This window comes from Pseudomonas allii (genome assembly GCF_055380095.1).
Genome location: NZ_AP039450.1, coordinates 5746535 through 5760832, shown reverse-complemented (window position 1 = coordinate 5760832; position 14298 = coordinate 5746535). Strand labels below are relative to the sequence as shown.

The 14298-nt window shown below is 63.0% G+C and carries 12 protein-coding genes; 5 read left to right on the top strand and 7 right to left on the bottom strand.

Annotated features, from left to right (window positions below):
- Positions 1–18 precede the first annotated feature (18 nt).
- Positions 19–1353 carry a DEAD/DEAH box helicase gene (locus tag ACZ445_RS26355; protein ID WP_464707764.1) on the top strand — a complete coding sequence of 445 codons (1335 nt, stop codon included), beginning with the start codon at positions 19–21 and terminating at the stop codon, positions 1351–1353.
- Positions 1354–1474: 121 nt separating this feature from the next.
- On the opposite strand, the gene ACZ445_RS26350 is transcribed toward ACZ445_RS26355, so the two are convergent.
- From ACZ445_RS26350 to ACZ445_RS26340, 3 genes are all read right to left on the bottom strand, one after another.
- Complete coding sequence (locus tag ACZ445_RS26350) at positions 1475–2701, bottom strand: TIGR03862 family flavoprotein (protein ID WP_464707763.1); 1227 nt, start codon at positions 2699–2701, stop codon at positions 1475–1477.
- 227 nt (positions 2702–2928) lie between these two features.
- Entirely contained in the window at positions 2929–6009 is a 3081-nt protein-coding gene (locus ACZ445_RS26345; RefSeq protein WP_464707761.1) for a type III effector HrpK domain-containing protein, read from the bottom strand.
- A 229-nt stretch (positions 6010–6238) separates the two neighbouring features.
- Complete coding sequence (locus ACZ445_RS26340; protein WP_058427738.1) at positions 6239–7159, bottom strand: histone deacetylase family protein; 921 nt, start codon at positions 7157–7159, stop codon at positions 6239–6241.
- Positions 7160–7234: 75 nt separating this feature from the next.
- On the opposite strand from ACZ445_RS26340, the gene ACZ445_RS26335 reads away from it, so the two are divergent.
- From ACZ445_RS26335 to ACZ445_RS26325, 3 genes are read left to right on the top strand one after another with little or no spacing between them, the layout of a single operon-like run.
- Positions 7235–7804 (top strand): GNAT family N-acetyltransferase, encoded by a 570-nt coding sequence (locus ACZ445_RS26335; protein ID WP_071493646.1) that lies wholly within the window; start codon positions 7235–7237, stop codon positions 7802–7804.
- A gap of 38 nt (positions 7805–7842) precedes the next feature.
- On the top strand, positions 7843–8712 hold the full coding sequence (gene tesB / locus ACZ445_RS26330) for an acyl-CoA thioesterase II (RefSeq protein ID WP_464707760.1): 870 nt from the start codon (positions 7843–7845) through the stop codon (positions 8710–8712).
- Positions 8709–9308, top strand: a complete 600-nt coding sequence (locus ACZ445_RS26325) for an HAD family hydrolase (RefSeq protein WP_464707758.1) — start codon at positions 8709–8711, stop codon at positions 9306–9308. Before tesB ends, ACZ445_RS26325 begins: the two co-directional genes overlap by 4 nt.
- 99 nt (positions 9309–9407) lie before the next feature.
- Here the strand turns inward: ACZ445_RS26325 and ACZ445_RS26320 are convergent, their stop codons facing one another.
- The 3 genes from ACZ445_RS26320 to ACZ445_RS26310 are packed head-to-tail and all read right to left on the bottom strand — an operon-like array spanning position 9408 to position 11741.
- Positions 9408–10382: a hypothetical protein gene (locus tag ACZ445_RS26320; RefSeq protein ID WP_058427735.1), complete on the bottom strand. Its 975-nt coding sequence runs from the start codon at positions 10380–10382 to the stop codon at positions 9408–9410.
- Positions 10383–11270 (bottom strand): KPN_02809 family neutral zinc metallopeptidase, encoded by an 888-nt coding sequence (gene ypfJ, locus ACZ445_RS26315; RefSeq protein ID WP_464707757.1) that lies wholly within the window; start codon positions 11268–11270, stop codon positions 10383–10385.
- A gap of 54 nt (positions 11271–11324) precedes the next feature.
- Positions 11325–11741, bottom strand: coding sequence for a membrane lipoprotein lipid attachment site-containing protein (locus ACZ445_RS26310; RefSeq protein ID WP_058427733.1), 417 nt, complete (start codon positions 11739–11741; stop codon positions 11325–11327).
- A 183-nt stretch (positions 11742–11924) separates the two neighbouring features.
- Here ACZ445_RS26310 and ACZ445_RS26305 point away from each other — a divergent pair, with 183 nt between their 5' ends.
- Positions 11925–12803: a DMT family transporter gene (locus tag ACZ445_RS26305; protein ID WP_058427732.1), complete on the top strand. Its 879-nt coding sequence runs from the start codon at positions 11925–11927 to the stop codon at positions 12801–12803.
- Between the two features lie 13 nt (positions 12804–12816).
- Here ACZ445_RS26305 and ACZ445_RS26300 read toward each other — a convergent pair whose 3' ends face one another.
- Complete coding sequence (locus ACZ445_RS26300; RefSeq protein WP_071493640.1) at positions 12817–14151, bottom strand: MFS transporter; 1335 nt, start codon at positions 14149–14151, stop codon at positions 12817–12819.
- Positions 14152–14298 lie beyond the last annotated feature (147 nt).

The following is a 14298-nucleotide window of genomic DNA, read 5'->3' as shown; positions in this document are numbered from 1 at the left end:
TTTTCCTACGGTAAATACATGACTTTCGCCACCCTTGGCCTGATCGAACCTTTGCTGCGCGCCCTTGAGACGCTTGGCTACCAGACCCCGACGCCGGTGCAGGCGCAAGCCATTCCGGCGGTGCTGGCCGGTCGCGACCTGATGGCCGCGGCCCAGACTGGCACCGGCAAGACCGCCGGTTTCGCCTTGCCGCTCCTGCAACTGCTGACGATGGAAGGGCCGAAAGTCGCCGCCAACTCGGCACGGGCGCTGATCCTGTGCCCGACCCGCGAGCTGGCCGAGCAGGTTCACGCCAGCGTTGCCGAGTACGCCCAGCACCTACCGCTGACCACCTACGCGGTGTACGGCGGCGTGAGCATCAACCCGCAGATGATGAAGCTGCGCAAGGGCGTCGACATCCTGGTCGCCACGCCGGGCCGCCTGATCGACCTGTTCCGGCAGAACGCGCTGAAACTCAACCAACTGCAAACCCTGGTGCTCGACGAAGCCGACCGCATGCTTGACCTGGGCTTCTCCGAAGAGTTGGCGAACATCTACCGCATGCTGCCGAAAAAGCGCCAGACCCTGCTGTTCTCCGCGACTTTCTCCGATGACATCCGCCTGCTGGCCGGGCAGATGCTCAACGACCCGCTGAGTATCGAAGTCAGCCCGCGCAACGTCGCTGCCAACACCGTGAAGCAGTGGGTGGTGCCGGTGGACAAGAAGCGCAAGCCGGAGCTGTTTGTGCACCTGATGCGCAAAGGTCGCTGGAAACAGGTGCTGGTGTTCGCCAAGACCCGTAACGGCGTGGATGCGCTGGTGGATAAGTTGCAGGGCCTGGGCATCAACGCCGACGGCATCCATGGCGACAAGCCGCAAGCCACGCGCCAGCGTGCGCTGGACCGTTTCAAATCGAGTGATGTGCAGATCCTGGTAGCCACTGACGTGGCGGCCCGTGGCCTGGACATCGAAGACTTGCCGCTGGTGGTCAACTTCGATTTGCCGATCGTGGCTGAAGACTACATCCACCGTATCGGCCGTACCGGGCGTGCGGGCAACACCGGTGAGGCGATTTCCCTGGTGTGTGCCGATGAAGTGAACATGCTGTCGGCCATCGAGATGCTCACGCGTCAGACCTTGACCCGCAAGATGGAGCCGGACTTCGAGCCGGAACACCGCGTGCCGGACACCGATGCCAGCGGGCAGGTGGTGAAGAAGCCGAAGAAACCGAAGAAGCCTAAAACGTCCGGTGGTGGCGGTAAGCGCAACCTGGGCAAGTGGGTGGACAGCGGGGACGTGGCGCCGTCGGAGCCTTCGATCAAGCCGGTGCGCAAGGTGCCTGTTTTTAATACTGGGCCGCGTAAGAAGAAGTGATTTTTCGGCGCTGCTGATGGCCTCATCGGGGGCAAGCCCCCTCCCACATTTGACTGTATTCACAAATCAAAGTGTGGGAGGGGGCTTGCCCCCGATGGCGGCCTTGAATTCAGCGCAAATCTCAGCGGTTTAGCCACTCCAACATCCCCCGCCCAGCCGCCCGGCCACTGGCAAAACACCCTGTCAGCAAATACCCGCCGGTCGGCGATTCCCAATCGAGCATCTCCCCCGCACAAAACACGCCTGGCAACTGCTTGAGCATCAGCCGCTCATCCAGCGCCTCGAACGGCACGCCGCCGGCAGTGCTGATCGCCTCATCCATCGGCCGGGTCTTCATCAGGGTCAAGGGCAGCGCCTTGATCGCCACGGCCAACTGCGCCGGATCGTTGAAGTGCTCAGCCGGGGCCAACTCGCGCAACAGCGCCGCCTTCACTCCATCCAACCCCAACTGACTGTGCAGATGCTTGCTCATCGAGCGTGAGCCACGGGGTTTGGCCAACGCGGCCTGAACCTTGTCCAACGGCTTGCTCGGCAGCAGGTCGATATGCACGGTGGCCGAGCCGTCCCTGTTGATCGCTTCGCGGATTGGTGCTGACAGCGCATAGATCAGGCTGCCTTCGATCCCGCTGGCGGTGATTACGCATTCACCCAGCCGAGGCTTGTCATCCCCTAAACCAATGGCGACGTTTTTCAACGGCGCGCCAGCGAATTTGCTAACCATCAACTCGCTCCAGGCCGACACCTCGAAGCCGCAATTGCTCGGTTGCAGCGCGGCGCAGGGCACGCCGCGATCCTCCAGCAACTTGAGCCATGCACCGTCGGAGCCCAGGCGCGACCAACTGCCGCCGCCAAGGGCCAGCAGCACGGCATCGCTGTGGACAGTTTTATCGCCTTCGGGACTGTGGATAAGTAAGTCACCCTCGGCATTCCAGCCCACCCAACGATGCCGGGTGTGGATAACCACGCCCTGATCGCGCAGGCGCTTGAGCCAGGCACGTAAAAGTGGTGCGGCTTTCATATCCGTAGGAAACACCCGGCCTGAGGTGCCGATAAAGGTCTCGATGCCCAAGCCATGAATCCACTCGCATAATGCTTCGGCCCCAAACGCCCGCAGCAAAGGTGCGATGTGCGGCGCACGTTCGGCATAGCGCGACAGAAACGCCGGGTACGCCTCAGAGTGGGTGATGTTCATGCCACCCACGCCGGCCAGCAGGAACTTGCGCCCCACCGAGGGCATGCCGTCGTACAGGTCCACTCGTACGCCCGCCTGGCTCAGGACTTCGGCGGCCATCAGCCCGGCCGGGCCGCCGCCGATAATGGCAACGTGGGAGGAAGCAGTAGCGGACATCGTCAAGCCTGGTGAAAACGAAAGGGTGGCCATTGTAAGCAATGCCGCGCCATTACGGGGGGGTAGAAAATCTGTTGTGGCGAGCGGGCTCGCCCCGCGTTGGGCTGCACAGCAGCCCCAAAAACGGCCACCGCGCTCATCCTGAAGAAACGCGGCGGTTGTATAGGGCTGCTGCGCAGCCCAACGCGGGGCAAGCCCGTTCGCCACAGCAAGCCCGCCCATATGGGTCAGGCAAAACCGGTGTTGGCGTAAGGCGGGTACTCATCCTTGCGGTCGGCGTCGGTGATCGGGCCGCCGGTGAGGCCGTATTTATCCAGGGTCGGCACCAGGTTGCCAAAGAACGCGTCCTGTTGTTTTTCCCGCTTCACCACCTCGATGATCGGGAACACAAACGACGTCACGATGCCCACGCCCGCCGCAGCCCAGCCAAGTACGCCGGCGAAGGAGCCGGCAATCGCCGCCGCATCTGCCACGCCGAACAGGCCGGCGCCGCCTTCAATAATCGAAGCCACCGCCGCACCGGTGCCCAGGGCGCCGCTGGTGAGGGAGAAACCGGCGTTGACTTTGTCGCCGGCAAACGCACTGTTGACCCCGCTGATCAGGCCGAACACGCCGCCGATAAAACTGCCGGCGCCGCCGACGATCTTGCCCAGGTTGCCCAGGCGGTTGAGGCCGTCGGTGTTCTGCACCATCTTGCCGGTGGGGAAGTCGCCGATGCCCTGGGGTTTGTTCGGGTCAATCGGCGTGGGTTTCCAGGTCATGCCGTAGCCGGCTTCCTTGGCGTACTTGGTGCCGCCCTCGGTGATCAGCCCGGCGAACTGCATGCCCGCCGCCACACGGCCAGCGTTGTCCGCCGGGCTGTTACCGCCGGTGGCGGAGCGCGCCGCCAGTACGCCACCGGCCAGCAGCGCACTGCCGATATGCAGCAGGCCCTGTTTATAGGCGTCACTGGCGTTGAGCTTCAGCCCATCGACGGCCTTGGGCAGTACGTCGCTGATCTTCTGGCCCTGGCGGTTCACGTCCCACATCGAGCGGATCAACGAGATCACGTCCTGCGGCTTGATCTGCGCACCGCTGGCGTCCTTGAACAGGTCCGGGTCGTCGGCCATGGCTTTGTCGATGATGGCCGTGGTCTTGGCCTCGTCGAAGTTGCCATTGGCGTCGCCGAACGCGCCCTTGAGCACGTCGTCGTTGGCGCCGTTGACCAGGGAGTCGGACACCGCCTGGTTGACGTATTGCTGCACCGTCGACGAATCCTGGGCCGAGACCTTGTCGCCGAGGAACGCCTTGAGCAACTCCGCCTTGGCCGCGTATTGGCCGATGGCGCTCATCGGGTCGGCGTTCGGCTGGGCGAGGGCGTCTTGCAGGTCTTTGCCGTTGAGGATGTGGTCTTTGAAGAACTGCTCGATGTCCCCGGACTTGCCGGATTTTTCGGCAATGACGCTGAGGTCCACATGGCCGTCGCCGCCCAGGGCCAGGTCGGTGAGGGTGGCGTCGGTGCCGGCCAGGCTCAGGGCGTCGATCAACGACAGCGGTTTGCCGTCCGCACCTTTGGTACCCAGGGCAGTGTTGAGCACATTGCCGCTGTTGATCTGGCCGTCCTGGTAGGCCTGCAGTTCGTGCTTGATCGCCGGGTCGCTATTGACGATATCGCGCATGCCGGAGGCCTGGTTCTGCGAGAGGAAGGTCTTCACGTCCGGGTCACTGGAGAGCTTGGCGACGGCGGCGTCGAGCTGGTCGGTGACCTTGGATTTGGTCGGGTTGAGGTGGTATTGGGTATCGGCGGTGATCCCGGCGTACAGGTCGCCATCGCCCACCTTGTCGCTGGCGGCCATGCGGGCGCGGGCGTCGCTGATTTCCATCATCACCGCGGCTTTGGTCTTGCCGTCGTAGTTCTCCGGGTGTTCGAGCACGTCCTTGGTCAGCTTGGAGGTGTCGACATCGGCCACCGAGCTGCGCACCGAGGCGTTGCTGAGCATCATCAATACGCCGTGGTCGTCCTTGGGGGCCTGGTTTTCCAGCCAGGCGCCGATGTTTTTCTGTTGGGTGATGCCGTCAGCCTTCGCGGTGGCGGGCAGGTCGCCGGCCATGTCGAGGGTGCGCAGCATGCCGGGGGTGGACCAATAGCCGGCGGCGCCGGTCAGCTCGGGGCTCAGGCCCGAGTCATCCTTGATCGCCTTGAGGTTGGCGGTGTTCAGGCTGCCGTTGTTGGCGCGCTGGTTGGGGCCCTGCATCTCCGGGCCGGCGCTGCTCACCAGGGAAATGTTGGCCATGACGATGGTGGCGGACTTGGCGTTTTCCTTGGCCAGGCTCGTGGCATCCGGGTTCTTGCTGAGGAAGGTGCTGTAGGACTTTGAAGCGGCCGACAGGTCCTTGTTGGATTGGCTGATGAATTTATCCACATCGGCGTGGGTAATCACCCCGTCGCTTTTGCCCAGGCCGCCGCTGTCCAGGGCGTTCATCAGGCTCGGGCTGCCGGCCAGGTATTTGAGGCAGGCCTGGGCTTCGGGGGGCAGGTCGGCGGGTGGGTTGGAGAAGTCGATGGGGCGGTTGTGCAGGTCCCACTTGTCCCAGTTAGCGCTGAGCATTTTCGACGCGGCGCGCGGGCGGTCGAGGTCGCGTTCTTCCTGGGTCGGCGTGCCGCGGGTATTGCCGACGATCTTGTCCCAGTCCTTGGCGCTGGCGTATTGGGAGTTGTCGATCCAGTTGGTGTCCACCGCGCCGCCGACGCCAAAGATGCCGTTGGATTCCTTGACCACCGAGGCGTACAGGTCGGGACTGATGGCCTGGGACACGATGATCTTGTCACCAGACGCGGTTTCGTAGCGGATCAGCCCGTGGCCGAGTTCTTCCGGCGTGCCCACCAGGCTCACGCTGCCGGCTTCATCGGCCCCAGCCAGGTGGTAGCCTGCGTTTTTGCTGTCGTTGATCAGGCCCCAGGTCTCGCCATCGGACTTCACTTTTTCATACAGGTCGCTGTTGGTTTCCCTGCTGACGACCACCTTGTCGCCCGATAGGGTTTCGTAGCGAATCATCCCCGGCCCCACTTCATCGGCCGGGCCGATGGCTTTGTAGGTGTCCAGGACCGGTGCGGTGTCACCGGCCTGGGCGATGCGGTAGCCGTCGGCCTTGCTGGAGGCGAGGGCAGGGTTGTCGGTCACCGCCAGCACCTTGAAATTGCCGGGGTGGGCGGCGTCCTTGAAGCCGCGCAGGGCGCGGGACATTGCCGCGTCGAAGGTGGCGGCGACTTTCTTCAGGGCGTCGTCATTGCCGGGCGTCGAGCTGCTGCCGATCTTGTAGGTTGCCATCGCTGGGTACTCTGAAAGCGGAAGAAGCCCTCAGGTTGATGGCGGGGTGCGGCAGTTTTGTTGCAAAACCGCCATAAATGCCATGTTCCACAACGTTTCACGGTGGTGGAAAAGATTCTGGTCAAAAAACGTACAGTTTCCTACGCGCTATACCAGGGCTGGCTTTCAGCGCCTTACGCTCAAGTTATCCACAGGTGGTTCCACAGGCATTGTGGGTAACGCCCACGGTTCAGTGACAACCTGATGACGTCCACACCCGCTGCGCGCTGTGGTGCAGGATGCCGTGGCGGCGGGCCAGGGCCGGGCGGTCCTTGCTGTAGCCGCCGCCGATCACGCCCATCACCGGGATGTCGCGGCCAAGGCAGTGGCGCATTACGCTTTCATCGCGGGCAGCCACCCCTTCGTCTGTCAGCTTGAGGTAGCCGAGGGCGTCGTCCTTGTGCACATCGACGCCGGCGTCGTACAGCACCAGGTCGGGCTGGTAGAGCGGCAGCAGGTAGTTGAGGGCATCGTCCACCACCTTGAGGTAGTCGGCGTCGCCCATGCCCATCGGCAGCGGGATGTCCCAGTCGCTCTGGGCCTTGCGGGCGGGGAAGTTCTTTTCGCAGTGCAGCGACACGGTGATGGCGTCCGGCGTGTCGTGGAGGATGCGTGCCGTGCCATCACCCTGGTGCACGTCGCAATCGAAGATCAGCACGCGGTTGACCCGGCCGCTGGCCAGCAGGTAATGGCTGATCACCGCCAGGTCGTTGAAGATGCAGAAGCCCGCCGGGTAATCGTAGTGGGCGTGGTGGGTGCCGCCGGCCAGGTGGCAGGCCAGGCCGTGTTCCAATGCTTGCTCCGCCGCCAGGATGGAACCGCCGACCGCACGCACGGTGCGTCGGGCCAGGGCTTCGTTCCAGGGCAGGCCGAGGCGACGTTGGTCCTCGCGGGACAGCTCGCCGCCCATGTAGCGTTCGATATACCCCGCGTCATGGGCCAGGGCCAGAATCTCTGGCGGGCACAACTGCGGGCGCAGCAGTTGGCTGTCCTCGGTCAGTCCAGTGGACACCAAGTGATCGCGCAGCAGGCGGAACTTGTCCATCGGGAACCGGTGGTCCGCCGGGAACTCGGGGCTGTAGTCATCGTGGTAGATCAATGGCAGAGGCATGGGATTTTCTGACGGGAACCTGCGGCGCATCTTACCCGCGTTGTACACTCACGCACATGGCAAGGGAGGGGACCCATGGAGCCGATACTCGAATTGGAAAGCGCACGCCTTTTGTTGCGTCAATGGCGCGACAGCGACCTGCCGGACTTTGCGCGCATGTGCGCCGACCCGCAGGTGATGCGTTATTTCCCGGCCACACTGAGCCACCTGGAAAGCGCCGCGTTGATCGGCCGGATTCGCGGCCACTTCGCCGAATACGGCTTTGGCCTGTGGGCGTTGCAACGCAAGGACACAGGGGAATTCATCGGTCTCACCGGGTTGCTGAATGTCAGCTTCGATGCCGACTTTACCCCGGCGGTGGAAATCGGCTGGCGCCTGGCCCGCGAACACTGGGGCCTGGGCTATGCCAGCGAGGCCGCCTGGACCGCATTGCGCTGTGGTTTTGATCGTCTGAACCTGGACGAGATTGTCGCCTTCACCACGGAAGCCAATCTGCCATCACAAAAAGTCATGCAGGCCATCGGTATGCATTACGATCCCCAGGCAGATTTTGAACACCCCAAGGTCGCAGCCGATGACCCGCTGCGCCATCATGTTTTGTACCGCATCACCCGCGCCCAATGGTTGGACACGCTGCACGGATAGGCAGCCCGGAATGCCCGATAGATTTTAGGAGTTGCTCAATGAGCCAAGTATTGGAAGATCTGGTGGACCTGCTGACCCTGGAGCCGATCGAGGAAAACCTCTTTCGCGGCCGCAGCCAGGACCTGGGTTTTCGCCAGCTGTTCGGCGGCCAGGTGCTCGGCCAGTCGCTGTCGGCGGCCAGCCAGACCGTAGAAGAAGCGCGGCACGTGCATTCGCTGCACGGTTATTTCCTGCGCCCCGGTGATGCGAAATTGCCGGTGGTGTATTCGGTGGATCGCGTTCGCGACGGCGGCAGTTTCAGCACGCGCCGCGTGACCGCGATCCAGAAAGGCCACCCGATCTTCACCTGCACCACCTCGTTCCAGTACGACGAACAAGGCTTCGACCACCAGACCACCATGCCGGTGGTGGTCGGCCCGGAAAACCTGCCCTCGGAGCTGGAACTGACCCAGCGGCGTGCGCACCTGATCCCCGAGCACATGCGTGACAAGCTGCTGTGCCCCAAGCCGATCGAAGTGCGCCCGGTCACCGAGAAAGACCCGTTCAACCCGCAACCGTCCGACCCGGTCAAGTACGTGTGGTTCCGCGCCGACGGCGCCCTGGCCGATGCACCGGCGCTGCACAAATACCTGCTGGCCTACGCCTCGGACTTCGGCCTGCTGACCACTTCGCTGCTGCCCCACGGCAAAACCGTGTGGCAGAAAGACATGCAGGTCGCCAGCCTCGATCACGCGCTGTGGTTTCACGCCGACCTGCGTGCCGATGACTGGTTGCTCTACGCCATGGACAGCCCGTGGGCCGGTAATTCCCGGGGTTTCTCCCGTGGCAGCGTGTACAACCGCGCTGGGCAGTTGGTGGCCTCGGTGACCCAGGAAGGCCTGATTCGCCATCGCAAGGATTGGGCATGAGCCTGACGGACGTTAGACATTGGGTGTTCGACATGGACGGCACCCTTACGGTGGCCGTGCATGATTTCGCGGCCATTCGCGTGGCCCTGGAGATTCCACCCGAGGACGACATCCTCACGCACCTGGCGGCGTTGCCGGAGGAGGTTGCGGCAGCCAAACACGCTTGGCTGCTGGAGCATGAGCGCGCGCTGGCGCTGGGGTCGGTGGCTGCCGAAGGCGCGGTGGACCTGGTGCGCGAACTGGCCGGGCGTGGCTATCGCCTGGGCATCCTGACGCGCAATGCGCGGGAGCTGGCGCATATCACCCTGGAGGCGATTGGCCTGGCGGACTGTTTTGCCATCGAGGACGTGCTGGGGCGGGATGACGCGCAACCCAAGCCTGATCCGGATGGTTTGCTGAAACTCGCAGCCGCTTGGGACGTTGCGCCCAGCGAGATGGTGATGGTCGGCGATTACCGCTTCGACCTGGATTGTGGCCGGGCGGCGGGGACGCGGACGGTGTTGGTGAATCTGCCGGAGAACCCGTGGCCGGAGTTGGCCGATTGGCATGCATCGGACTGCGCGGTGCTGCACCAGATGATCCAGCCCAGACAATAGAGATCAACTGTGGGAGGGGGCTTGCCCCCGATAGCGGTGTATAAATCAGCACATGTGTAGTTGGCAGACCGCAATCGGGGGCAAGCCCCCTCCCACAGGTTATGGCGTGAACAGTACTTTCTGGCCCTCGGGCGACGTAAACATCCCATCCCCGTTATGCCCCACTCCCGGCACTTCCACCAGCGTGTGGCTCAACTGCGGATGCCGCTGCTTGAGGTAGTCAAAGTAGTTGTGCCCACGAATCAGGCGGTACGCGCCCTGGGTCTCGGCAGCGCAGCTTTTGTCCAGCGCCGGGTGGTTCGGGTCGGTGTCCTGCTGGCCCAGCAGGTAGGTGATGTTGCGTGACACGTAAGCCTGCTCCAGCTGTTGGGCGCTCTGGCCCTTGGCGTAGTCGGGCAGGTTCTGCAGGCCGTACTTCCAGTCGTTGAAGCCGGGGCAACGGGCGGGGTCGAACTTCACCGGGCGTTGTGGGGTGAAGTAGGCGTAGGACGAAGGGTTGGCCACCACGTAACGCAGGCTGATGCCTTCGGTTTGCAGCATCGGGTGGTAGTGGCCGGTGAGGGCGAAGCGCTGCACCACCTGGCCGCCGCCGGAGTGGCCAGCGACCACGATTTCTTTCAGCGCGGGGAACAGCTTGCGGTTGCCCAGGTGTTTGATGAGCTGGTCGAGGGCGCCGTAGGAACTGATTGGCCCCGGACCGGTGGAGGGCTCGCCGGCCATCCAGTCATTGCCGCTCCAGCGCAACACCTGGTTGTCCAGATGGTTGCGCTTCACGTCGGACTCATTCAGAAACTGCGGTGCAATCACCAGCGTGTTGGTGGCCTGGCCGGCGTGCTCGGCGGCGTCTTCAGCGCTTTGCAGGTAGGTCTGCGCATTGCGCAGGCGGCCGTGCACGATGATCAGCGCGCGGGTAACCTGGGGCAGCGGCTGGCGCCAGTCCTGGCTCAAGCCCAGGCTGAGATCGCCGGCCTCCAGGTGGAAACGATCAGGGCTGACTTCCTTGACGCCGTGCTCGGCGGCCCAGGTTGAACACGTAACTAACAAGCCCAGCAGCCATCCCAATCGTTTATTCATTTAAAGACTCTTGGCGGTAAACGTGTCGCATTGAGTGATCTGGCCCTGGGCGAAGCCGGTCTTGAACCAGCGAACCCGCTGTGCCGAGGTGCCGTGGGTAAACGAGTCCGGCACAACGCGCCCCTGACCCTGTTGCTGCAAACGGTCATCGCCAATGGCGTTGGCCGCGTTCAGTGCTTCTTCAATGTCACCGGGCTCCAGCCAGTTGAGACGCTTTTGCGCACGGTTGGCCCACACCCCGGCGAAGCAGTCGGCCTGCAGTTCCTGGCGCACCAGCAGGCCGCCATCGCCTTGCATCTGCCGGCCTTGCTGGCGCGCCGCCTGGATCTTCGACGAGATGCCCAGCAAGGTCTGCACGTGGTGCCCGACTTCGTGGGCGATCACGTAGGCCTGGGCGAAATCACCTGCGGCCTGGAAGCGCTGCGACATTTCCCGGAAGAAATCCAGGTCCAGGTACACCTGCTGGTCAGCCGGGCAATAGAACGGGCCGCTGGCGGAAGTGGCACCCCCGCAGGCGGAATTGACCCGGCCACGGAACAGGATCAATTTCGGGTTCTTGTAGGCCAAGCCGTTTTCCTGGAACACCTGGCCCCAGGTGTCTTCGGTGTCGCCCAGGACGGCACGGACAAAATCCGCCTGCTCATCGTTGGCCGGCGGCGCCTGGCGCGTCTGCGTGCTCACTGACGGTGCCTGTTCCAGCTGGCCGGTCAACTGGCCGAGGATCTGCATCGGGTCCTGGCCGGTCAGCCAGCCGATGCCGACGATCAGCACGATGGCCGTGAGGCTCAGGCCCTTGCCGCCCCCAAAGCGTATACCGCCCCCACCGCCGCCGCTGTCATCGCGGGCGTCGACCACGTTGTCGCTGCGTCGGCCTTTTTTCCATAGCATGGGGCAATCCTCTTTGATGAACGGTCCTACAGGGATGTGGGTTGAGTATGGCCGTTATTGGCGGCAATACCCTTCGCCGGTATCGACGATCAGGCAATCCTTTTTATCCGCCAACCATTTCAAACCGGTGGCTTCGCCGTCGCCGGCGCTCAGTTGCTGCGGGCCGTCCGGACGGGTAAAGGCGATGCCGTCTTCGTTGGCTTCACCTTTGAAGGTGCCTGAGTCGTCGTCATCAAGGCCGTACTTCATGGTCAGGATGTAGTGACCGCGGCCGATACTGTCGTCCTTGGCGATGGTGAGGTAGAGACCTTCGACGCCGATCCACTTGCCGACCCATTTGTCGGTGGGCGGCGTTGCCGGCACCAGTGTGGCTTGTACGGACGCCGGGGCCGGCTTGGGGGCTGGCGCCTCTTGCTGGTTGCATGCGGTGAGCAGGACAAGGGCAGACAGAACAAAGAGGATTTTTTTCATAGCGGCAAGGCCTTGATTAAAAAGTGTGCAACACGGCAGTCAACGTGCAGCGTTGGACTCGAATCCGGTGATTTAGTGCGCTGTTCGCACGGTGTTTGGTTATGCTCTAGGGGCAGACGCAGGCCCGGCTGCTAGATTACCGGGTTGAGTGCCACGCGTTCAGCTCGCCACGCAGAGAATTCCATGACTGTCAGCACCCCCCTTTCCGGCGTCAACCACCCCTTCAAAGGCATTTTGCTGATTGTACTGGCGACGTTCCTGTTCTCCAGCCATGACGCCTTGTCCAAATACCTGGCCGGGTTCTATCCGATCGTGATGGTGGTGTGGGCGCGTTACCTGGTGCACACCTTGTTGATGGCCGGTATCTTCCTGCCGCAATCGGGCTTGCGCGTGCTGCGCAGCAAACGGCCGGGGATGCAGGTGGTACGGGCGCTGTGCCTGTTGGGCACCAGCCTGTTTTTCACCTCGGCGCTGCACTTCATCCCCCTGGCGGAAGCCACGGCGGTGAACTTCCTTGCACCGATCCTGGTAACGGCGCTCTCGGTGCCGCTGCTCGGCGAGCATGTGACGCGTGGCCAGTGGCTGGCGGTGATCTGCGGGTTTGTCGGGGTGCTGATCATCATCCACCCCGGTGGCGAACTGTTCACCCCGGCGGTCTTGTTGCCCCTGTGTTCGGCGCTGTTCTTCTGCTTCTATCAACTGCTCACGCGCATCCTCAGCCAATACGACACCCCCACCACTAGCAACTTCTTCGCCGGGCTGTGCAATACCCTGGTGATGAGTGCGATGGTGCCGTTCTTCTGGCAGGTGCCGACGCTGTGGCACGGTGTGTTGATGCTGGCCCTGGGCACTTGCGGGATGACCGCGCACTTGATGCTGACCCAGGCGTTCCGCTTCGCGGCGCCGGCCTTGCTGGCTCCGTTTGGCTATTGCCAGATCGTGTTTGCGGGGTTGTTGGGCTGGCTGGTGTTCAACCACACCCCGGACCTGACCACGGTGGTCGGTATCGGGGTGATCTGCATGAGCGGGCTGGCCGCTGCCTGGCAGCAGCGGCGCCGGTAGCTGAGACGGTAGATCAAACGTCCACGGTGGGGATCTTGCGCGGTGCCATGAAGTACATCCAGGTCAGCGCAATGAAGTACATCGCCGGGATCAGGGTGAACAACACCGTGTAGTTGTTGTTCGTGACCGTGAGGATGTGGCCGACGATCTGGGTCATGAACATGCCGCCGATGGCCGCGCACATGCCGCCAAAACCGAACACCGTGCTCATCATGTGCTTGGGCGTGTAGTCCATCACCAGGCTCCAGATGTTGGCGGTCCAGGCCTGGTGCGCGCCAATCGCCAGGGAGATGGCAAACACCGCGACCCACAGCTGGCTGGAACCGGCGGCCATGATCACGCCGACGATGCAGCAGGCAAACAGCAGCATCGATAGCAGCCGCGCCTTGATCGAGTTCATGCCACGGCCGATCAGGAACGACGACAGAATCCCACCGCCCACGCTGCCGAAGTCGGCGGTCAGGTAGATGATGATCAGCGGGATACCCATCTGGGTCACGTTGATGCCCAGGTTGTATTGCTGGTTCAGGAACGGCGGCAGCCAGTACAGGTAGAACCAGAACACCGGCGCGGTCAGCGAGTAGGCGAGGGCGAAGGCCCAGGTGCCACGCATGCGCAGGATGCGGCTGAAGGGCACGCGGGGTTGTTCTGGTTCGACTTCCTGTTGCACGTAGTCCAGTTCGGATTGTTTGACGGTGGGGTGATCTTCCGGGTTGAAGTACTTCAAGCCCCAGAACAGCAGCCAGATCCCGCCGAGCGCCGACATGCACAGGAACGCCGCCTGCCAGCCCCACACGTGCAGGATCAACGGCAGCAGCATCGGCGTCATCATCGCGCCAACGTTGGTGCCGGCGTTGAAGATACCGGTGGCCACCGCGCGCTCTCCGGCCGGGAACCACAGGCGTGTGGTCTTGACGCAGGCCGGGTAGTTGGCGGCTTCGGTCAGCCCAAGAATGAAACGACAGACCATGAAGCCCACTGCCGAGGTGGCCAGGCCGTGGGCGCCGGTGGCCAGGCTCCACAACAGGACCGCGCAGAAAAACACGCGTTTCACGCCGACGCGGTCGATCAAGCGGCCCTGCAGCACAAAGCCGATGGCGTAGCCGACCTGGAACCAGAAGTTGATATTGGCGTAGTCCATCGCCGTCCAGCTCATCTCCTTGGCGAGGATAGGCTGCATCACGCCCAAGGCGGCGCGGTCGATGTAGTTGAGGGTGGTGGCGAAGAACACCAGGGCCAACATGCCCCAGCGCGTTTTACCCACGGCCAGGGCGCCGCGGATCTTGTCGCCGATGCCGGCGTGCGGGGTGCCCGGGCGGTCGGCCAGGACGGAGTTTTGCAGAGGCATGAGGTCGTACCCGTTTTTTGAAATTTTTATGGTGTGTTCTGGGTCTTGTTACTGAATCGATGGTGCGCAGTGGCTAAAAAATCGTCAATTCGCCAAAACGGCTTTGTGTTCGATAATCGCACCAAAAACTAACCGGTTCGTACATTT

What these genes read in the sequence shown, in the direction of transcription:
- ACZ445_RS26300 (WP_071493640.1), bottom strand. Translation starts at nt 14,151, where the DNA reads ATGCCTCTGCAAAACTCCGTCCTGGCCGACCGCCCGGGCACCCCGCAC.
- ACZ445_RS26305 (WP_058427732.1), top strand. Translation starts at nt 11,925, where the DNA reads ATGACTGTCAGCACCCCCCTTTCCGGCGTCAACCACCCCTTCAAAGGC.
- tesB (WP_464707760.1), top strand. Translation starts at nt 7,843, where the DNA reads ATGAGCCAAGTATTGGAAGATCTGGTGGACCTGCTGACCCTGGAGCCG.
- ACZ445_RS26350 (WP_464707763.1), bottom strand. Translation starts at nt 2,701, where the DNA reads ATGTCCGCTACTGCTTCCTCCCACGTTGCCATTATCGGCGGCGGCCCG.
- ACZ445_RS26340 (WP_058427738.1), bottom strand. Translation starts at nt 7,159, where the DNA reads ATGCCTCTGCCATTGATCTACCACGATGACTACAGCCCCGAGTTCCCG.
- ACZ445_RS26325 (WP_464707758.1), top strand. Translation starts at nt 8,709, where the DNA reads ATGAGCCTGACGGACGTTAGACATTGGGTGTTCGACATGGACGGCACC.
- ACZ445_RS26320 (WP_058427735.1), bottom strand. Translation starts at nt 10,382, where the DNA reads ATGAATAAACGATTGGGATGGCTGCTGGGCTTGTTAGTTACGTGTTCA.
- ypfJ (WP_464707757.1), bottom strand. Translation starts at nt 11,270, where the DNA reads ATGCTATGGAAAAAAGGCCGACGCAGCGACAACGTGGTCGACGCCCGC.
- ACZ445_RS26335 (WP_071493646.1), top strand. Translation starts at nt 7,235, where the DNA reads ATGGAGCCGATACTCGAATTGGAAAGCGCACGCCTTTTGTTGCGTCAA.
- ACZ445_RS26355 (WP_464707764.1), top strand. Translation starts at nt 19, where the DNA reads ATGACTTTCGCCACCCTTGGCCTGATCGAACCTTTGCTGCGCGCCCTT.
- ACZ445_RS26310 (WP_058427733.1), bottom strand. Translation starts at nt 11,741, where the DNA reads ATGAAAAAAATCCTCTTTGTTCTGTCTGCCCTTGTCCTGCTCACCGCA.
- ACZ445_RS26345 (WP_464707761.1), bottom strand. Translation starts at nt 6,009, where the DNA reads ATGGCAACCTACAAGATCGGCAGCAGCTCGACGCCCGGCAATGACGAC.